The sequence below is a fragment of the Kribbella yunnanensis genome (genome assembly GCF_039529655.1).
GTDB lineage: Bacteria > Actinomycetota > Actinomycetes > Propionibacteriales > Kribbellaceae > Kribbella > Kribbella yunnanensis.
This window is the reverse complement of record NZ_BAAANF010000002.1, coordinates 74840-91444: the sequence shown is the minus strand read 5'-3', so window position 1 is coordinate 91444 and position 16605 is coordinate 74840. Positions and strand designations below refer to the sequence as shown.

The following is a 16605-nucleotide window of genomic DNA, read 5'->3' as shown; positions in this document are numbered from 1 at the left end:
GATTGAAGAGGGGTCTGGGGATGCTGGAACGGTTCGACGAACTCACCACCGCACACGTGGCAGACGCCTGTCTCCGCGCAGGTGTTCCGGTTCGGACGGTGTCACTCACCTCCGTGGTCGGCGGCCGCATTGCCGGGCGAGCGCTGCCGGCTCAGCACGTGGGCAGCGTCGACATCTTCCTGGAGGCGTTCGAGGATGCTGCCGAAGGCGACGTGCTCGTGGTCGACAACAGCGGGCGCCGCGACGAAGCCTGTGTCGGTGACATGGTCGCCCGCGAGGCACAGATCGCCTGTCTGAGTGGGATCGTAATCTGGGGTCTGCACCGCGATACCGTTGATATACAGGAGATCGGGCTACCGGTGTTCAGTCTCGGCGCATTGCCGACCGGTCCACTTCGACTCGACCCACTACCGGCCGATGCGTTGCTCGCGGCAACTATCGGCGGGTGGACCGTGACCCGCGACGATCTCGTGCTCGGCGACGAAGACGGCGTACTCTTCGTCCCGGCGGACCGGATCGACGAACTGTTCGACCTGGCCGAGTCCATCCGCGACACCGAGCGCAAACAGGCCGCCGAGATCCGGTCCGGCCGTTCGTTGCGCGAGCAGGTCAGATTCAAGGAGTACCTGACGGCCCGGGCGGCCGATCCGTCGCTGACCTTCCGTCAGCACCTGCGTGCGGTCAAGGGAGCGGTCGAAGAGTGAGCACCTGGAAGCTCGGTGACTACACCGTACGGCGGATCGGGTTCGGCGCAATGCGGCTCGATGCAGTCTCCGGCGTCGCCGTACTGCGTCGTGCCGTCGAGCTCGGAGTAGACCACTTCGACACCGCGGCGTTCTACGGGCCTGCGAATGAGCTGATCCGCGAGGCGCTTTCGCCGTACCCGCCGGAGCTGTTGATTTCGACGAAAGTCGGCCCGGGGAACGACCCCGACCGCGGTTTCTACCAGGCCACCACCGCCGCCGAGCTCCGCGCGCAGGTCGAGGACAACCTGCGCGCTCTCGGTGTCGATTCGCTCGGCCTGGTCAACCTCCGCGTCTCCGACGACAGCGGTCCGCTCGCCGACCGCTTCGCCGTACTGGCTGCGATGCGCGACGAGGGCCTGATCCAGCACCTCGGCATCTCCAATGTGCGCGCCGACCACCTGCGTGAGGCGCTCGCGATCGCGCCGGTCGTCTGCGTGCAGAACAGCTACTCGGTCGACGTCCGCACCGACGACCCGCTCGTCGACCTGTGTGCCGCTGAAGGCATCGCCTATGTGCCGTTCTCCTCGATGGTCGGGGCACCGACCGCCGCGGTCCAGGCCGTCGCCGACGCCCAGGGGGTCAGCCCGCAGCAGGTCCGGCTCGCCTGGACTCTGCAACGCGCGCCAAACATCCTCGCGATCCCGGGAACCGGCAAGATCCCGCACCTGGAGCAGAACGTCGCGGCCGGCGACATCCAGCTGACGGCACAGGAGCTCGCCGTACTCGGCTGATCAGCAACCGACGGCGGCGCGGACGGCTGGGGCGACCTCGTTGCTCCAGCGCGCGAGCTGGACGTCGAACGGCTCGGCTCCGCGCGGGAACAGCGTGAAGCCGCCGGCGCCGTGCTCGAGGATCGCACCGGTGAGTTCCTCGACCCACTGGTCGCTGGAACCGCCGATCCAGACACCGTCCTCGCCGCGAGTACGACGTACTGGCGAGCTGGTGAGTTCGCCGGGGAAGTTGTAGATCGTGGCGATGTCGGCGGGCTTGCGGCCGACCGCCAGCGCGGCCTCGTCGATGATCGGGCGGGCCGAGCGATACCCCTCGCTGAACCAGTCGGCCGCGTGGCCCGGGATCCAGCCGTCGGCCTGACGGCCGGTCGCGGCCAGCGACCTCGGCCCCTTCGAACCGGTCCAGATCAGCGGCGCGGCGACCGCGGCAGGCTGGAGATCGCCGATCGGGTAGTGCTTCGTGGGCTGCGGATTCCCACCGTCGGACAAGCCGCGGACGAGCTGCATCGCCTCCTCGAACGCCTGCACCGCAGCCGCCGGGCGGAGCTCCGGCACCGCCATCGTGGTGATCGCGTTCCACGCTCCGCCGGCCCCGAGCCCCAGGATGAATCGACCCTCCGACAACGCCGCGAGCGAGGTCGCCGTCCGCGCCAGCACCGGCGCCGGGCGCAACGGCAGGTTGGTGACATTGACGAACGCCGACAGCCGCGTCGTACGGCCGAGGAGTACGCCGATCGCCGCGTATGCGTCGAGCAGGTCGGCGACGTACGGGTGATCCGACACGCTGACGTGATCGAGCCCGTCCCGATCAGCTTGGTCGGCCAGTCGCAGCGCGCTGCTGACGTCGCGAACCCCGGCCGGTGAGCCATATCCGAACCACATGATGAGCCTCCTGATTTAGTTCGTAGGCCTAAATAGTAGCCCTACGAAGTATCAGGTGTCCGGACTACACTGGTTCAATGGCGACGACGACGGCGCGCGACACCGAGCTGACCAGTGCTCTCATCCAGATGATGCACCTGCTCCAGGACCTGTACGCCGAGACCAGCCGCCCGCTCGGTCTCACCCCGCAGCAGGCGCACCTGCTCTGCATCCTGCTGATGGGTCCGCAAGGCATGACCGACCTCAGCCGCATCCTCAGCATCGAACGCTCGACCCTCACCAACATGGTCGACCGCCTGGAACGCCGTACCCTCGTCGCGCGCACCGCCCACCCCACCGACCGCCGGGCCTGCGAGATCCACCTGACCGACGCCGGCGAAGCCCTGGCCCACCAGGCCCACGAGGCGATCACCGCCCGCATCACCGAGCGCACCGCGCATCTCCCGGCGGCGACCCGGGCAGAGTTCTGCGCCACGCTCAAATCCCTCCTCACCAACGCCTAGCCGATGCGCTCGGTCGAGCACGCAGGCGCCCGAGTCGCGTACCAGGTCACCGGCGATGGACCGACGCTCGTGCTGGTCAAGAACAACCGCCGGCCGCGTGAGTTCCCCGCCGCGAACTGGCTCGCTGACCGATTCCGCATCCTCGAGATCCATCCCGTCGGTTTCGGCGCGAGCGACCGACCGACGACGTACGACTTCGGCTCGATCGGTGATCAGGTGCTGACCGTCCTCGACCACGAGAGCCTGGATCGCTTTGCAGTGTGGGGTTTTTCGCAGACCGCAGCCATGGCCGCGATGGTCGCGCGCAGCACCTCCCGCGCCCACGCACTCGTGATGGGCGGCCTACCACCGATCGGTTTCCCAACCGACGGCGAGATGCGCCGCCTCGAGCGCGAACCGCGGTTGCCTCGTCCGCCGCTCGAGTTCTGGCGCCTACCGAGTCGGTCAGTTCGTTGCTCTGAAGGGTGGGCCGGAGGCGGAAACTTCGTGCAGGAAGACCTTCTGGGACTCGATTGTGGCGGTTGTCGGGTCGGGGGATGGGGCGATGGCTCGCCAGGTGTTGAGGGTTTCCTCGGAGTCCCAGTACTCGAAGATGTTCACGCGACCCGGATCGATCGGGTCGGGTGAGATCGAGCAGTCGAGGCAGCCCGGGTAGGCACGCGCCGCGCGGACGATCACTTGATGCGCGGCGACGTTCTGATCTCTTGCTGCCGGGTCCACCCACACGCTGCCGGCCACGATGACTGTCATCGCTGTCTCCTTCCGTCACCCCACCGACGGACGGGGAACGCCGAAACAGACAGCTAGCGGCGGCCGCCGAAAGTCCAGGGGTGGACGTGGGCGAGATCGGCTTGGGCGAGAGCGGCGGCTGCTTCGGCGTCCGGGGCCTCGAGCAGTACGGCGCGGCCGAGGTGCGCGTCAGAGTCGAGGGCCAGGAGGTCGCCGTACATGATGATGTGCGGCGAGGTGAGCTCTCGCGGGGCGTCGTCGGTGTGGACGAGGTAGCGGTGGTAGCCGTCGACCGCGTTCGCGAAGTCCCACATCGTGCCGCTGGTGTGCGACTCGAAGCGGGTGATGAGGACGGATTCGAAGACGCCGTCGCGGTAGTAGGGCTCGTCGTACGCGAAGGTCTTCACCGCTTCGAACGTCGGCAGGTCGATGATGTGCAGGCTGCCGGTGGTGCCCTCGCCGTCCGGCGTGAGGGTGGGTCCGCGGGCGATCAGCTCGTCGGCGTACCCATCCATGAACGCCCAGTGCTCCGGCGTCAGCCGCTCTTTGAGCTCACCGGCGCCGGCCCGATCCCGTCCGTACACGAAGTACTTCACGGGATCGGACCCTAGCAACCGATCAGGCCGTCGTTGCGGCGAGATGCAGGCGCAGGATGGTGTCGTAGTCGAGCACCTCGACACCCTCCGCCGCCTTCAGCTGCGCGGCGTCGACGACGTCCTGCGAGCCGATCACCACGAGCTTGCGCGGCGACGTGATCTCCACGCCGTACTTCGTGTTCGCGAACGCACGGTTGTCCGCATCGTCGAAGTACGCGGTGACGCGCGCGAGTTGGTCCACGCCGGCCGCGAGCGTCGTCGTACGGCGGTGCTTCTTGGCCCCATCGGCCAGCGGAAGCCGCAGGTCACCGACGACATGCGACCCGTCGGCCCGCTCCAGAATGAAGTCGGGCGTCAGGGCGGCCTCGTCGCCGCTCTGCCACTCCAGGTGCGGCTGGCGGATCAGTTTGGTCGCGTCGAACGCCGTCAGCAGGAAGTCCTCGTTGGCGCTCAGGAACTGGTCGACCGTCGACTTCGGTACGTCGTGCGCGAGGTACGTGCTCGCGAAGACCGCGCCCTGCAGGTCGGCGCCGTCGTCGGCCCGCGGCACGCTGAGCGTCCCGATCGGGTCGGTGTGCGGCGCGGCGGCGGCGAAGTTGCGCAGGAAATCGAGGTACTTCTCGGCGGGCTCCGAGCGGTGGATCGCCAGCGCGAAGAACACCCAGTGCGCCCGCAGCGCGGATCCGGCCGAGTGCACGAGCAGCGTCCGGTCGAAGGTCGAGTAGTTGCCCGGCGCGAACTTCAGCAGGTCCTCACCCGGCCCGGAGAACTCCTGGCCGATCATCGCCCGCACACCCGGGAACCGCGCCTCGAGCTCACGCCGCCCGTCGTGCGTCGCGACGGTCGCGTCCTTGAACAGGTTCTCGCCCGGCAGCGTCACCACGGCCGAGCCCTCGCCGCTGACACCGAAGTACTCCTCGACGCTCGCGACCTTCTGCCGCCGCACCTCGAGACTGCGGTACTCCCGGCTGATGCCGACCAGCTCCACGATGTTCCAGTCCGGCGTCTCCGTCAGGACCAGCATCCGCGGATACAGCAGCGGACCGGCCAGCTCCCGCCGGTGGCTCACCGGCAGATGCCCGCTGATCTCCCGGAGGTGCTCCCCCCAGAACTGCGCGTTCACCTTCACGAACTCAGTCGGCTTCATCCCATCCCTCTCACACTTGTGCTCACCAACGCCAACCCTGCCCCGCCCGGCCGGTATTCCCAACCCTAGAGTTCGTCCCATGATCCCTTGGCGCCTCCGCCCCGCCACCCCGGCGGATGTCGAACCGCTCGCCGAGCTGCGTGCCGTCGTACTGCGTGCAGATCTCGAGCGCCTCGGCCGGTACGACGAGCGCCGCGTCCGTCAGCGCTTCCGTGACGGCTTCGATCCTTCCCACACCTGGATCATCGAGTCCTACGGTGAGTTCGCTGGCTCGATCGCCCTCCGCCCGGCCGACGACGGCCCGTGGCTGGAGCACTTCTACCTGCACCCCTCGATGCAGGGCCGCGGCCTGGGGAGCGCCGTACTGCAGCACGTCCTGGACTCACATGACGGTCTGGTGCGCCTCAACGTCCTCCAAGGCAGCCCCGCTCGCCGCCTCTACGAACGCCACGGCTTCATCGTCGACTCCGAGGACCCGGTCGACGTCTTCATGACCCGGAAGGTCTAGGCGCGCCGGCCGCGATGCGCTCGCGGACCTGCTGCATCCGCTCGGCGGAGTGATGCGGCATCTCCCAGCGCGTCTCGAGCCACCAGGTCGCCCCTGCCTCGGCCCAGGGCTGCACAGCGGTCGCATCCTGCGACTCGCCCTCGGCGATGACCTCTATCTCGCGCTCGCCCAGCCAAGCCTTGAGCCGCGCCAGCTCCGCGGGTGTGTCCTGCCCAGGCGCGAACTGCGGCAGTACGCCGTCACAACGCAGCACCCGCCGCATCGACTTCGGCCGCGGCCACGCTCCGACGACCCAGATCGGAATCCGCTCCTGCACCGGCCGCCCCACCTGGGCCAGGTCATCACGCTCGCAGCTGTACTCGTAGTACTGACCCTGGTAGTTGATCCCGCCGGCCCACAGCTCCCGGATCAGGTCGATCCCCTCATCGAGCATCGCCGCGCGTGTCCGCAGCTCCAACTCCTCACCCGTCCGCGGCAGATCCGTCTCAATCGCCCCCACACCCACAGCCAGCGTCGCCCGCCCACCGGACACCTGGTCCAGCGTCACCACCTGGCTGGCCACCTTCCACGGCCGCCGCCAAGGCAGTGGCGTCAGCATTGTCCCCAACCGGATCCGCTCCGTCCGCGCCGCCACCGCGCACAGCAGCCCCCACGGATCCACGCCGTACGCCGCCTCCCAGACAAACACGCCGTCCCACCCGGCCCGCTCAGCCGCCACAGCCTGCTCCAACTGCTCACCAGCAGTCCCACCGGGCAAGATGAATCCGTATCTCATCCACCCGTTTTAACTTGGCCCACCGACAGTTTCCTGCGGCGACCTCCTGGCGGCCGTCCTAAACTCGCGGTCATGACCACCTTCGAGCGCCCCGAACCCCCGCTCGCAGCAGGCGAGACCGAGTCGCTCATCGGCTTCCTGGAGTACCACCGCGCGACCTTCGCCTGGAAGTGCGCCGGCCTGGACGCAGCCGGCCTACAGGCGACTGTGGGCGCCTCGACGATGACCCTGGGCGGTCTGCTCAAACACCTCGCCTACTACGAGGACCACTGGTTCTCCCGGCGCATGCAAGGCAACAAGCGCCACCCGCAATGGGCCGGCCTCAACCCCGAAGAGGTCTGGACCGTCCACGAGACTCCCGAGGCCCTCCACGCTCTCTGGGAGGCCGCAGTCGCCCGATCCCGCACGTTGCTGACCGAGACCCTGACGAACGGCGGTCTGGACCAACCCGCCCGCCGCAGCCTGCCCGGCGGTGAGGTGCCCAGTGTCCGCTGGATCGTCCTGCACATGATCGAGGAGTACGCCCGCCACAACGGCCACGCCGACTTCCTCCGCGAATCCATCGACGGCTCCGTAGGCGAGTAGCGCTCAGTCCTTCCGCCACATCATCCGGCTTCGCATCATCCGCGGCGTCTCCCGCGCATTCGGCGCAATCGAGTGCAGCACCCACGGATGCGTGATGTAGACATCCCCGGCGCTCCCGGTCAGCTCAACCACGCGCACCGGAATCCCGTCCACCTCCGCCTCCCTGGTGGGGTCGATGTCGCGATCCGCACGAGTTAGCTGCCGAAACCACTCGTGAGATCCCAGCACCGCATCGCGCACAGTGGTGAAGTCCCGCTCGTCGGTCCCCTGCAAGTACCGCTCGATCACCCGATGCGACCCCACAACCTGCGGCGTCCCACCGCCGCCAGCCTCGATGTCGCCTAGCAGCGCCCAAACCTTCAGTCCCGCCGGCACATCGTCGTACCCCACATCTGTGTGCCACTGCCGATGCGGTACTGCCCACTCGTCCCCGGTAGGCATCGTCACCAACACCTGCCCCTGATGCGTGGGCTCAACCCACTCCCCCAGCAACTGATCCAGCACGCCCCGCAGCACCGGCCCGAGAATCGCGTTGGCCGCCGGATCCTTCCGACTGACCTTCAGCCCGGTGGGCCTGTGCGGCTCCCAGGTACTGCGGTCGTCCGGCCGCATCCCGTACAGCGCACCCAACTCACGCCACACGCCGTCCCGCACCCGAGCCGCATCCTCAGCCCCGAAGGCCTGCGGTAGCTGCAATATCCCGTCCCGCGCAAACTCCTCCAACTGGTCTTCGCTCACCATCTCCCCATGCTGAGCGCCCGCCGTACCGGCTCGCCACCGAGTTTCTCCGTCGGTGAGATCAGGGTGAAAGACCCGTGACACAGCAGCCACCTAGCGTCTGAGCACAGCTCAAACACCTGGGGGATCACTGTGTTGAGATTGATCAGTCGCGTCTTCTTGCTGCTCGCAGCAGCACTACTCCTCTTCAGCGGCACACTGCTGCCGACATCAGCCGCCCCACCCACCGGAGGCGCAACCGACGCCGGACGGATCGGCGGCCCGCCCAAGGAGTTCACCCCGCCACCCAGGCCGAACACCCCGGCCGCGCGCAGCGCCCTCGCCCGGACAGAGGTGCGCAAGTTCACCTTCGACGTACAGCCCTATCGCTACTGGTACGCCTGGGCCTACTGCCCAGCCGGCATGGTCGCGACCGGCGGCGGCGCATACGCCGAATGGGACGGCGGCCCCGAGCTCAAAGCCACCCGCGCCCTGGACGCCGGCGCCGGCTGGCGAGTCACCGTGGCCAACTACACCAACACCGTCCGCTCCGTCACGATGCAGGTCATCTGCTACAGCGGCCTGAACAACTACACCATCCGTACGGCGACCATCCTGGCCCACCCGAACGCGATCGCGGCCGGGGGCGCCCAGTGCACGTCCGGCCAGGTCATCGGCGGCGGCGCCTGGGCCGACACCGACAACACCACCCTCGTCCGCCTCCAGCCCATCGTCGCCGAGAACCGCTACTGGGCGTCGGTCCGCAACAACGACGCCGTAGCCCGCACCCTGACCGTCCAATCCATCTGCGCCGACGGCCTCGGCTACCTCACCTACGACTGGTCCCCCGCCACCTCCGTCTTCCCAGGCGGTCGCCTCTACATCTCCGCAGGCTGCCCGGAAGGCAAAACCATCCTCAGCGGCGGCGCCATCGGCACCCTCATCCACGCCGACGTCCTCAGCAACCGCTGGTACGCCACCCTCCGCAACGATGAGCCCGACTTCCAAACCCTCTACGCCACCATCCTCTGCGGCACCTAAGCCTTAAGCCGCCTCAGGAGCCGGTGACCCCTGCGCCGGCACGGTCGGTGCCGGCCGTGCCGCGCGCAGCACCCCGACAACGGCGCCGATGAGCCACAACCCGAAGGCCACAGACGCCATACCCCCACTCCAGAACCCAGCCAGGCACAACGCGACAACGACGTACGACACCCACACAGCCCACGTCGGCAACACACCCGCCTGCCGCGCGATCCGGGTGGTCACAGCCACCAGCACACCGCACCCGATCAGCCCAGTGAGCGCCAGAACCTGCCCTCCCATGCCAACCGCCCGCACGGTGTCCGCATCGGCGGTGAACTCGTCCGACCACGCCGCAAACGCACTCCCCACATCGAGCGAGACCCCAGTGATCATCAACCCACCAAACATCGCCACAGCCGGCACCACCACATGCACCAGCGGGTCCCCACCAGACAACCGATCCAGCACCAGCCGCAGCCCACTGGCAAACCACAACAACAGCCCAACCCCCGCAGCAAGCACCGGCACCCCCACACCAGCAGCAGCCTGCCGCCCACCATCGTTAAGCCGCTCCAGAATGGCCGCATCCGACATCCCCGCGTCGTCAACCCCAACCAGCGAGCACAACGCCACCGCCCCAGCAAGCAACACAACCGAAGCAGCGCCCGCCCATCCCGCACGCCGAAGAGCCCCTGACCCGTCCATACCGCCTCCCACCCCCCACGAGCACGGGCAGCTCCAAAGTGCTCCACGCACCAAGCCCGCCCGCGCCACCAAGCAACCCCTAGCCCGAGCATGCATCCGCCCCCAGCCACCGGCAAGTGGCCGCGACGGATCTCCGTTCCAGCCCGCGCGGACTCCATGACCCGCCTGTGAGCCAGACGACCGTAGGTGGCCGGACTCGGTCGACACAAGAAGACAGCCCCTGACCTGCTGGTTCGCAAGTCAGGGGCTGTTTTAGCGCCTGTGGCGGGTGCAGGGTTCGAACCTGCGTAGGCATAAGCCGACAGATTTACAGTCTGCTCCCTTTGGCCACTCGGGCAACCCGCCAGGGTGCTGCCGGTTCGTGAACCGGCGTGGGAGACGATACAACAGTAGGTGCCCCTCACAGCAAATCGGAAAGGAAGTGCCCATGGCTTCGGAGTCCTCCTTCGACATCGTGAACAAGGTCGATCAGCAGGAGGTGGACAACGCCGTGAACCAGGCGGCGAAGGAGATCAGCCAGCGGTTCGACTTCAAGAACGTGGATGCGGGCATCAAGCTGTCCGGCGAGGCGATCGACATGCAGGCGAACACCGAGGAGCGCTGCAACGCCGTTCTCGACGTCCTCAAGGACAAGCTCGTCAAGCGGCAGATCTCACTGAAGGGGCTGGAGGCCGACGAGCCCAAGCTGTCCGGGAAGATCTACAAGATCAACGCCTCGATCAGCGCCGGGATCACGCAGGAGAACGCGAAGAAGCTGTCGAAGCTGATTCGGGACGAGGGGCCCAAGGGTGTGAAGGCGCAGATCCAGGGCGAGGAGTTGCGGGTCTCCAGCAAGAGCCGGGACGATCTGCAGGCCGTGCAGGCGCTGATCAAGGGGCAGGACCTGGACTTCGCGGTGCAGTTCGTCAACTACCGGTGAGGTCGTGCAGGAGGAAGTGCAGGACGACGTCGCCTGACTGATCGGTCCAGAGCGCGGTGGCGTCCAGTACGGCGGCAGACACCACCCGGGCCTCCTTCACCAGACCCGGGTGGTTGTTGAACGAGGGCCAGGGGAGCACGGGGTACCCGTGCGCCTCGCCGTACTGGCGGACCTTCGGCATGTCTCCGACCGAGGCCGGCGGGAGTGAGTCGTTCGCCCAGGACCACAGCCAGGTGGACTCGGCCAGGCTGACGGTGCCGATCAGCGTCAGCCGGGCGGTGCGGAACGCCTGGCCAGCGCGGGACCAGGTGATGGTGGCCTGCTCCAGGTCCCAGTCGTACTGGACGTCGTCACCGAGCTGCTCGACCAGCTGCTCCTGTCGCGCCGCGGCCCGGGTGGTTGCCTCCTGCACGATGCGGTCCCACTCCTGGTGATCATGTTCCATCCGCCGGATCATGCCAGCCGACAGGTCCGAAAAGACCTCGCCGCGGGCCGGTACGGCGGGCATGCTGGGCGGCGTGGGTGACACGTTGCTGCGGCGGTGGTTGTACGACGACTTCGGGCTGGATGTGGTGGAACTCTCACCCGTCGGCTACGGGGCGGACCTGGCCGCGCAGGTCTGGAGGGTCAGTACGGCGACCAATGCGTACGCCGTGAAGTGGAGTGGGGCCGGGACCAACACCGGCCACCAGGTGGCGGCGTACCTGGGTGATTGCGGGCTGCCCGGCGTACCGGAGGTCGTGCGGACGGTGGAGGGTGGGTTGTGGACCTTCCACGGGCAGAAGAAGCGGCTGACGGTGACGCCGTGGATCGAGGGGGCGCGGGCGGCTGAGGTTGGGCTCACGGGTGCGGAGTGGGCCGAGTACGGCGCTCTGCTGCGGCGGGTGCACGACGCGGAGCCCCCGGTGCGGTTGCGGGACGCGTTGCCGAGGCGGAGTCACATCGATGCTCGGGTCCCGGCGGCGGCCGCGGAAGTGCGGGAGCGGCTCGCGCAGGCGCCGGAGGACGAGGTGGAGGCGGCGCTGGGCGCTCTATGGGAGGAGCACGCGGCGACGATCGGCGTACTGCTGGGCGGCGATCCGCCGGCGCCAGAAGGGCCGCGGGTGGTCTGCCATGGCGATCCGCACCTCGGCAACGTGCTCGTCGCGAAGGACGGCGTACACCTGATCGACTGGGACGACGTGATCCTGGCACCGCGTGAGCAGGACCTGATGTTCATGCTGGGCGGGATGGGCGATGTCGGGCCCACCTCACCTGAGCAGCTCGAGGCGTTCCTGAGGGGCTATGGACCGCACGTGATCGACGACGAGGCGGTGAAGTACTACCGGCATGTCCGTGCGCGCGAGGACGTCGTCCTGTGGTCGCACCAGGCCCTCACCGGCCCCGACCGCGAAGACTGCCTCCGCATCACCCGAGGCATCCTCACCAAGGGCCTGGCCGCTCAGCCGTAGCCGCCCGGGACCAGGTAGCAGTCGTTGTCCGCGTAAAACACGATCGCCTCGCAGCGTTCGGCGGTGGTCGGGACCTCGCCCGGCCGATGCACGCTCCAGGTCTCGATTACCTCCACCGCTATGTTCACCTCGAGGAAGTAGTCCAGGCCGTCCACCGGCCGGGTGGTGTGGTCTTCGTTCACCTTGAGCGATGCCTCCGAGTCGATCGTCCACGGCCTCGCGGCGTAGATCGTCAGCTCTTCGTCGAACTGCTCGAGGCGGGCGGCAACTTCGCCTAACTTCATCGCCTACTCCAAAGTCTTGCGGAACCGGAGGCCCCCATCATGCTGACCGTTGAGCAGATTCAGCAGCACTTCATCGAGCAGTTGAACGGCGCTATCCGTCGGCCGGGGATGTACGGGCGGGACGAGGACGGGCTCGGCAACGCGATGCGCAATGTCACATACGTCATGGAGACCGGCGATGAGCGGGGTTGGATCAACGCGTTGGAGGCCCGGGGCGCGTGGTCGTCGATCGGGGTTACGGGCATGGTGCGGCAGTTGATGCCAGGAACGGAGCAGAATGCGGCCGCCTCCGTGTACGCCGACTATGCGCACGAGCATGGGTGGCTCGTACTTGATCGGACACTGACGGCCGAGGAGTACGGCGTGGTGCGGGACCGGTTCGCGCAGTGGTGTGCGGTTGATCGCAGTCGGGGGGACGTGGTCGAGCGGTTCGGGGAACCCTCGGTGCGGACCACGAGCAGCGGCGACGGCGTGCTTGGGTATGGCCGGCCGGGTGAGCCGATCGTGTGGTTCCACTGCGGCGACGACGAGGTGGTGCTGGCGGGGCGGTGCGGTGGCCTGTTCGTCGAGTCGCTGCGGTTCACGCCGGAGGGGACTCGGCGGCGGCCGGCCGAGGAGGATGACAGCTGAGGGTGTCGGCAAGGACACGTAGTAGTCGGCTGATGGCCGGTCTGTTGCGCTCACCAACGAGCTTGGCGGGGGCGAATCCGGTACTACTACGTGTTCTTCGCGACGGGGTTAGGCGTGGCGGACCCAGATGTTGGGTTCGGTGTAGGTGCCGGTGTTGGTGGAGCGGTCTATGTGGAGGACTGAGAGGCCGGCGGGGATTACGTAGGGGCCGGTGGTGGGGAAGGACATCTTGGTCCAGGTTTCCCAGTCGGCTACCGAGCCGGTGATGGTCTGGGAGGTGGGGGCAGGGGTGAGGATGGTGGCGCCTAGGCGGGTGTGGGTGCGGAGCCAGGGGTCCAGGGGGAGGCCGTCGGGGCGGGTCCAGGTGGCGTAGGTCTCTATGGGGGTCAGGGGGTAGCGGGGTTTCCAGGTGGGGCGTAGGGGAGCTACGACCTGCCCCAGTCCTGCCGCAACGGCTCGATCGCGGACTGCGGTGATGAGGGCGGCGGCGGTGCCGCGGAACTCGGGGAGTACGGCGGCGGCCATCAGGACGAAGGTGTTCGGTACGACGCCTGCTTCGTACGACGTCACCGACCGCGCGAGCGAGTCCGTGTAGCCGCCGGGGAGGTCGGCGACCGTTCCGTCCCAGGCCAGCGGGACGCCCCAGCAACCGGCGGCCAGGTGGTCGTCGGCGGTGAAGTAGAACTCCCAGTCGGGGAAGTACTCGGTACGACGCGAGTTCCATTGCGACGACGCAGCGTCGTGGAAGATGAATTCGGGCCAGCCCTCGGCGAATCGTACGGCGGCCTCTGACTCGTACTGCGGAGCGTCCGCGACGGGGATCAACACACCGCGCACGCTAACCGGCGCTCTTCAGCGGCGGCCAGCGCATTTTCTTGACAAGAATTCTGAGTAGACTCATTATTGAGGAGACTCAGAGAGAAGGCATGATGAGAGCGTTCGTGGTCAAGAAGTACAAGGGGCCGATCCAGGAAGCGGAGGTGCCGGAGCCTGTCGTCGGGGAGCGCGACGTCCTGGTCGAGGTGCGGGCGGCCGGGCTCAACGCGCTGGACGAGAAGATCCGGGCGGGTGAGTTCCGGCAGGTCCTTCGGTACGAGTTGCCGCTGATCCTCGGCAACGACGTCGCCGGGACGGTGATCGGCACCGGCAAGAAGGTTCAAACATTCGCGCCGGGCGACGAGGTTTACGCGCGGCCCGGCAAGGACCGGATCGGGACGCTCGCCGAACGCATTGCCATCGCCGAGGAGGACCTCGCGCTCAAACCGGCCTCGATCAGTTTCGAGGAAGCGGCGTCGCTGCCTCTGGTCGGTTTGACCGCCTGGCAGGCACTGGTCGAGCGAGCCGATCTGCAACCAGGGCAACGGGTTCTCATCCACGCCGGCGCCGGCGGAGTCGGGACGATCGCGATCCAGCTCGCCAAGCATCTGGGCGCTACGGTGGCTACGACGGTCGGTGCAGACGACGTCGACTTCGTCCGGGAGCTCGGCGCGGACCACACCATCGACTACCGCAGCCAGGACTTCGAACAACTCCTCACCGGGTACGACGTCGTACTGGACAGCCTCGGTGGCGAGAACCTCGAGAAGTCCCTGCGTGTACTGCGTCCTGGTGGCAAGGCGATCGGGATTGCCGGGCCGCCCGACCCGGCGTTCGGTCGCGAACTCGGCGCGAATCCCGTGCTGCGGCTGGCGATGACCGCCCTCAGCAGCAGCATTCGCCGCCAAGCGCGGCGCCGGGGTGTGACCTACGAATTCCTCTTCATGCGCGCCAGCGGCGACCAGCTGCGCGAGCTCACCAAACTCGTCGACAAGGGTGCGGTGCGCCCGGTCGTCCGCCGAGTCGTCGGCTTCGACCAGACCGTCGAGGCGCTGCAGTCGCTGGGCAAGGAAGGCAAGACCGTCATCACCAGAACAACAGAAACCGGAGAAGCAGCATGAACGTCATCACGGCCTACAAGGACGCGCCCACCCAAACAGTCGACGCCAAAGGCGTCACCTACGCCTATCGCGAACTGGGGCCGAAGGGCGGCATCCCTGTCGTCTTCTTCGTTCATCTCGCCGCGAACCTGGACAACTGGGACCCGCGCATCGTCGACCCCATCGCGCAGACCAGGCACGTGATCGCCTTCGACCAGCGCGGTGTCGGGGCGTCGACCGGCAAGGCCCCGGACAGTGTGGAGGCGATGGCCGACGATGCCTACGCCTTCGTCACGGCGCTCGGCTTCGACACGATCGACGTGTTCTCGTTCTCCCTCGGCGGCATGGTCGCCCAGGCCCTCGTCGCGAAGCACCCGGACCTCGTCCGCAAACTCGTCCTCACGGGCACCGGTCCCGCGGGCGGGAAGGACCTGGACAAGATCGCCGGCGTGACGTACTACGACATCCTGCGGGCAACGTTGAACCGCTCGGATCCGAAGGAGTTCCTGTTCTTCAATCGCAACGCGACGGGCAAGCCGGCTGCCCGGGCGTTCGTGCAGCGGCTCGAGGAGCGCACTGCGGACCGTGACACTCCCACCTCGCTGCGGGCGATGCAGACCCAGCTGAAGGCGATCAAGAAGTGGGGGCGCTCGACGCCGGCCGACCTGTCGAAGATCACCCAGCCGACCCTGATCGCGAACGGCGACAACGACCGGATGGTGCCCTCGGTACTGTCCGAGGATCTGCACCGCCGGATCAAGGGCTCCCAGCTGGTCATCTACCCTGATTCCGGGCACGGCGGCATCTTCCAGTTCCACGACAAGTTCGCCCCGGTCGCCGTGGAGTTTCTCAGCCTGTGAGCACGGAAGGACGGCAATCATGCCACCGGTCGGACGGCGCGAGCGGAACAAGCAGGAGAAGCTCGATCGCATCACCGCCGCCGCCCAGGAGCTGTTCGCCGAGCGCGGCGTCGACGAGGTGACCACCCAGGAGATCGCCGACAAGGCCGACATCGGGGCGGGCACGCTGTTCCTCTACGCCAAGTCCAAGGGCGAACTCCTGCTGCTCGTCCAGAACTCCGGGTACGCCGAAGCGTTGGTGGAAGGCAGGTCGGCGGCCGAACGCATCCCCGACGTACTGGATGCGGTGCTGGCGATCGTCCGCCCGGTCGTGGAGTGCAACCGCAAGCAGGTCGACAACGGACGGACCTACCTGCGCGAGATCGTCTTCGGCGACCCTGCGGAACCCCACCACCGCGACGCGCTCGCCCTGACCGTGCAGACCGAAGAAGCGATCGCCGACGTGCTGCGGCGGGACGAGCGGTTCAGCGCCGACGATGCCGCGGCACTCGCGCACATCGTCTCCGCGATCATGTTCCTCAGCATGGCCGCGACGATCAACCGCACCAACCCGATCAACGACGTCGTCCAGGAGATCAGGGATCAGGTCCGTGCGCTGCTCCGCGGGTAGCTGCTAGGCCGTCGTACGGATGGAGCGCGGGGACGCTCCGAGTTCTCGGTGGCAGGCCTTGTTGAAGGCTTGGAGGTCGGGGATGCCTACGGAGGCTGCTACGGCGGGGATGGAGAGGGTGGAGGAGACGAGCAGGTGCCTGGCTCGGGTCATGCGGCGGCGGCGAAGGTAGCCGATGACCGTGGAGCCGGTTTCGGCTTGGAAGAGGCGGGTCAGGTGGTTGTGGGAGACGCCGGCGATGCGGGCTACGGCGGCGACTGTGACGGGGCGGGCGAGATTGGCTTCGAT

General features: G+C 67.6%; 23 protein-coding genes, 1 tRNA gene and 1 pseudogene. 13 read left to right on the top strand and 12 right to left on the bottom strand.

The genetic code is table 11. The features are described 5' to 3' along the window. Positions 1–20 precede the first annotated feature (20 nt). On the top strand, positions 21–704 hold the full coding sequence (locus tag ABD231_RS01765) for an RraA family protein (RefSeq protein ID WP_344144424.1): 684 nt from the start codon (positions 21–23) through the stop codon (positions 702–704). Then, a complete protein-coding gene (locus tag ABD231_RS01760; protein ID WP_344144422.1) occupies positions 701–1477 on the top strand; it encodes an aldo/keto reductase in 777 nt (258 codons plus the stop codon). The genes ABD231_RS01765 and ABD231_RS01760 overlap by 4 nt, the downstream gene beginning before the upstream one ends. Here ABD231_RS01760 and ABD231_RS01755 read toward each other — a convergent pair whose 3' ends face one another. Continuing rightward, positions 1478–2359, bottom strand: a complete 882-nt coding sequence (locus tag ABD231_RS01755; protein WP_344144420.1) for an LLM class flavin-dependent oxidoreductase — start codon at positions 2357–2359, stop codon at positions 1478–1480. Positions 2360–2436: 77 nt separating this feature from the next. Between ABD231_RS01755 and ABD231_RS01750 the strand changes: the two genes are divergently transcribed. Together ABD231_RS01750 and ABD231_RS42120 are read left to right on the top strand one after the other, a co-directional pair. After that, positions 2437–2862, top strand: coding sequence for a MarR family winged helix-turn-helix transcriptional regulator (locus tag ABD231_RS01750; RefSeq protein ID WP_344144418.1), 426 nt, complete (start codon positions 2437–2439; stop codon positions 2860–2862). A gap of 3 nt (positions 2863–2865) precedes the next feature. Continuing rightward, positions 2866–3186: pseudogene (locus tag ABD231_RS42120) on the top strand (alpha/beta fold hydrolase); the annotation flags it as partial. A 120-nt stretch (positions 3187–3306) separates the two neighbouring features. Here ABD231_RS42120 and ABD231_RS01745 read toward each other — a convergent pair. Genes ABD231_RS01745 through ABD231_RS01735 form a run of 3 tightly spaced genes read right to left on the bottom strand, consistent with a single transcriptional unit; the run spans position 3307 to position 5334 of the window. After that, positions 3307–3612, bottom strand: coding sequence for a putative quinol monooxygenase (locus tag ABD231_RS01745; RefSeq protein WP_344144416.1), 306 nt, complete (start codon positions 3610–3612; stop codon positions 3307–3309). 53 nt (positions 3613–3665) lie between these two features. Then, positions 3666–4187 (bottom strand): YciI family protein, encoded by a 522-nt coding sequence (locus tag ABD231_RS01740; RefSeq protein WP_344144415.1) that lies wholly within the window; start codon positions 4185–4187, stop codon positions 3666–3668. A gap of 22 nt (positions 4188–4209) precedes the next feature. Further along, positions 4210–5334 (bottom strand): hypothetical protein, encoded by a 1125-nt coding sequence (locus ABD231_RS01735; protein ID WP_344144413.1) that lies wholly within the window; start codon positions 5332–5334, stop codon positions 4210–4212. 79 nt (positions 5335–5413) lie between these two features. On the opposite strand from ABD231_RS01735, the gene ABD231_RS01730 reads away from it, so the two are divergent. After that, positions 5414–5842: a GNAT family N-acetyltransferase gene (locus tag ABD231_RS01730; RefSeq protein WP_344144411.1), complete on the top strand. Its 429-nt coding sequence runs from the start codon at positions 5414–5416 to the stop codon at positions 5840–5842. On the opposite strand, the gene ABD231_RS01725 is transcribed toward ABD231_RS01730, so the two are convergent. Continuing rightward, on the bottom strand, positions 5823–6617 hold the full coding sequence (locus tag ABD231_RS01725; RefSeq protein WP_344144409.1) for an LLM class flavin-dependent oxidoreductase: 795 nt from the start codon (positions 6615–6617) through the stop codon (positions 5823–5825). The two genes, ABD231_RS01730 and ABD231_RS01725, sit on opposite strands and share 20 nt — an antisense overlap. Before the next feature lie 72 nt (positions 6618–6689). Between ABD231_RS01725 and ABD231_RS01720 the strand changes: the two genes are divergently transcribed. Then, positions 6690–7202, top strand: coding sequence for a DinB family protein (locus tag ABD231_RS01720; RefSeq protein ID WP_344144407.1), 513 nt, complete (start codon positions 6690–6692; stop codon positions 7200–7202). 3 nt (positions 7203–7205) lie between these two features. Here ABD231_RS01720 and ABD231_RS01715 read toward each other — a convergent pair whose 3' ends face one another. Continuing rightward, positions 7206–7943, bottom strand: a complete 738-nt coding sequence (locus ABD231_RS01715) for a phytanoyl-CoA dioxygenase family protein (protein ID WP_344144405.1) — start codon at positions 7941–7943, stop codon at positions 7206–7208. A gap of 132 nt (positions 7944–8075) precedes the next feature. Between ABD231_RS01715 and ABD231_RS01710 the strand changes: the two genes are divergently transcribed. Then, a complete protein-coding gene (locus tag ABD231_RS01710) occupies positions 8076–8960 on the top strand; it encodes a hypothetical protein (protein ID WP_344144403.1) in 885 nt (294 codons plus the stop codon). A gap of 3 nt (positions 8961–8963) precedes the next feature. Here the strand turns inward: ABD231_RS01710 and ABD231_RS01705 are convergent, their stop codons facing one another. Further along, on the bottom strand, positions 8964–9647 hold the full coding sequence (locus ABD231_RS01705; RefSeq protein ID WP_344144401.1) for a hypothetical protein: 684 nt from the start codon (positions 9645–9647) through the stop codon (positions 8964–8966). 262 nt (positions 9648–9909) lie between these two features. Further along, positions 9910–9992: transfer RNA gene (locus ABD231_RS01700), tRNA-Tyr, on the bottom strand. Between the two features lie 82 nt (positions 9993–10074). Between ABD231_RS01700 and ABD231_RS01695 the strand changes: the two genes are divergently transcribed. Further along, positions 10075–10566 (top strand): YajQ family cyclic di-GMP-binding protein, encoded by a 492-nt coding sequence (locus tag ABD231_RS01695; RefSeq protein ID WP_344144399.1) that lies wholly within the window; start codon positions 10075–10077, stop codon positions 10564–10566. On the opposite strand, the gene ABD231_RS01690 is transcribed toward ABD231_RS01695, so the two are convergent. After that, a complete protein-coding gene (locus ABD231_RS01690; protein ID WP_344144397.1) occupies positions 10553–11011 on the bottom strand; it encodes a DUF6882 domain-containing protein in 459 nt (152 codons plus the stop codon). The two genes, ABD231_RS01695 and ABD231_RS01690, sit on opposite strands and share 14 nt — an antisense overlap. Before the next feature lie 10 nt (positions 11012–11021). On the opposite strand from ABD231_RS01690, the gene ABD231_RS01685 reads away from it, so the two are divergent. After that, the gene (locus ABD231_RS01685; RefSeq protein WP_344144395.1) at positions 11022–12017 is read left to right on the top strand and encodes a phosphotransferase enzyme family protein; all 996 of its coding nucleotides are present in this window, start codon (positions 11022–11024) and stop codon (positions 12015–12017) included. On the opposite strand, the gene ABD231_RS01680 is transcribed toward ABD231_RS01685, so the two are convergent. Further along, positions 12008–12301 carry a hypothetical protein gene (locus ABD231_RS01680; protein WP_344144393.1) on the bottom strand — a complete coding sequence of 98 codons (294 nt, stop codon included), beginning with the start codon at positions 12299–12301 and terminating at the stop codon, positions 12008–12010. The genes ABD231_RS01685 and ABD231_RS01680 overlap by 10 nt on opposite strands. Positions 12302–12340: 39 nt before the next feature. On the opposite strand from ABD231_RS01680, the gene ABD231_RS01675 reads away from it, so the two are divergent. Next, on the top strand, positions 12341–12931 hold the full coding sequence (locus ABD231_RS01675; RefSeq protein ID WP_344144391.1) for a hypothetical protein: 591 nt from the start codon (positions 12341–12343) through the stop codon (positions 12929–12931). 108 nt (positions 12932–13039) lie between these two features. Here ABD231_RS01675 and ABD231_RS01670 read toward each other — a convergent pair whose 3' ends face one another. Further along, positions 13040–13759, bottom strand: coding sequence for a hypothetical protein (locus tag ABD231_RS01670; protein ID WP_344144389.1), 720 nt, complete (start codon positions 13757–13759; stop codon positions 13040–13042). Between the two features lie 98 nt (positions 13760–13857). Here ABD231_RS01670 and ABD231_RS01665 point away from each other — a divergent pair, with 98 nt between their 5' ends. From ABD231_RS01665 to ABD231_RS01655, 3 genes are read left to right on the top strand one after another with little or no spacing between them, the layout of a single operon-like run. Next, positions 13858–14868 carry an NADP-dependent oxidoreductase gene (locus ABD231_RS01665; protein WP_344144387.1) on the top strand — a complete coding sequence of 337 codons (1011 nt, stop codon included), beginning with the start codon at positions 13858–13860 and terminating at the stop codon, positions 14866–14868. After that, positions 14865–15707, top strand: a complete 843-nt coding sequence (locus ABD231_RS01660; protein WP_344144385.1) for an alpha/beta fold hydrolase — start codon at positions 14865–14867, stop codon at positions 15705–15707. Before ABD231_RS01665 ends, ABD231_RS01660 begins: the two co-directional genes overlap by 4 nt. Before the next feature lie 19 nt (positions 15708–15726). Then, positions 15727–16317, top strand: coding sequence for a TetR/AcrR family transcriptional regulator (locus tag ABD231_RS01655; RefSeq protein WP_344144383.1), 591 nt, complete (start codon positions 15727–15729; stop codon positions 16315–16317). Positions 16318–16320: 3 nt separating this feature from the next. Here the strand turns inward: ABD231_RS01655 and ABD231_RS01650 are convergent. Then, the coding region (locus ABD231_RS01650) for a helix-turn-helix domain-containing protein (protein WP_344144381.1) at positions 16321–16605 on the bottom strand (285 nt) is incomplete at its 5' end.

What these genes read in the sequence shown, in the direction of transcription:
- ABD231_RS01765 (WP_344144424.1), top strand. Translation starts at nt 21, where the DNA reads ATGCTGGAACGGTTCGACGAACTCACCACCGCACACGTGGCAGACGCC.
- ABD231_RS01755 (WP_344144420.1), bottom strand. Translation starts at nt 2,359, where the DNA reads ATGTGGTTCGGATATGGCTCACCGGCCGGGGTTCGCGACGTCAGCAGC.
- ABD231_RS01750 (WP_344144418.1), top strand. Translation starts at nt 2,437, where the DNA reads ATGGCGACGACGACGGCGCGCGACACCGAGCTGACCAGTGCTCTCATC.
- ABD231_RS01745 (WP_344144416.1), bottom strand. Translation starts at nt 3,612, where the DNA reads ATGACAGTCATCGTGGCCGGCAGCGTGTGGGTGGACCCGGCAGCAAGA.
- ABD231_RS01735 (WP_344144413.1), bottom strand. Translation starts at nt 5,334, where the DNA reads ATGAAGCCGACTGAGTTCGTGAAGGTGAACGCGCAGTTCTGGGGGGAG.
- ABD231_RS01730 (WP_344144411.1), top strand. Translation starts at nt 5,414, where the DNA reads ATGATCCCTTGGCGCCTCCGCCCCGCCACCCCGGCGGATGTCGAACCG.
- ABD231_RS01725 (WP_344144409.1), bottom strand. Translation starts at nt 6,617, where the DNA reads ATGAGATACGGATTCATCTTGCCCGGTGGGACTGCTGGTGAGCAGTTG.
- ABD231_RS01720 (WP_344144407.1), top strand. Translation starts at nt 6,690, where the DNA reads ATGACCACCTTCGAGCGCCCCGAACCCCCGCTCGCAGCAGGCGAGACC.
- ABD231_RS01715 (WP_344144405.1), bottom strand. Translation starts at nt 7,943, where the DNA reads ATGGTGAGCGAAGACCAGTTGGAGGAGTTTGCGCGGGACGGGATATTG.
- ABD231_RS01705 (WP_344144401.1), bottom strand. Translation starts at nt 9,647, where the DNA reads ATGGACGGGTCAGGGGCTCTTCGGCGTGCGGGATGGGCGGGCGCTGCT.
- ABD231_RS01695 (WP_344144399.1), top strand. Translation starts at nt 10,075, where the DNA reads ATGGCTTCGGAGTCCTCCTTCGACATCGTGAACAAGGTCGATCAGCAG.
- ABD231_RS01690 (WP_344144397.1), bottom strand. Translation starts at nt 11,011, where the DNA reads ATGGAACATGATCACCAGGAGTGGGACCGCATCGTGCAGGAGGCAACC.
- ABD231_RS01685 (WP_344144395.1), top strand. Translation starts at nt 11,022, where the DNA reads ATGCCAGCCGACAGGTCCGAAAAGACCTCGCCGCGGGCCGGTACGGCG.
- ABD231_RS01680 (WP_344144393.1), bottom strand. Translation starts at nt 12,301, where the DNA reads ATGAAGTTAGGCGAAGTTGCCGCCCGCCTCGAGCAGTTCGACGAAGAG.
- ABD231_RS01675 (WP_344144391.1), top strand. Translation starts at nt 12,341, where the DNA reads ATGCTGACCGTTGAGCAGATTCAGCAGCACTTCATCGAGCAGTTGAAC.
- ABD231_RS01665 (WP_344144387.1), top strand. Translation starts at nt 13,858, where the DNA reads ATGATGAGAGCGTTCGTGGTCAAGAAGTACAAGGGGCCGATCCAGGAA.
- ABD231_RS01660 (WP_344144385.1), top strand. Translation starts at nt 14,865, where the DNA reads ATGAACGTCATCACGGCCTACAAGGACGCGCCCACCCAAACAGTCGAC.
- ABD231_RS01655 (WP_344144383.1), top strand. Translation starts at nt 15,727, where the DNA reads ATGCCACCGGTCGGACGGCGCGAGCGGAACAAGCAGGAGAAGCTCGAT.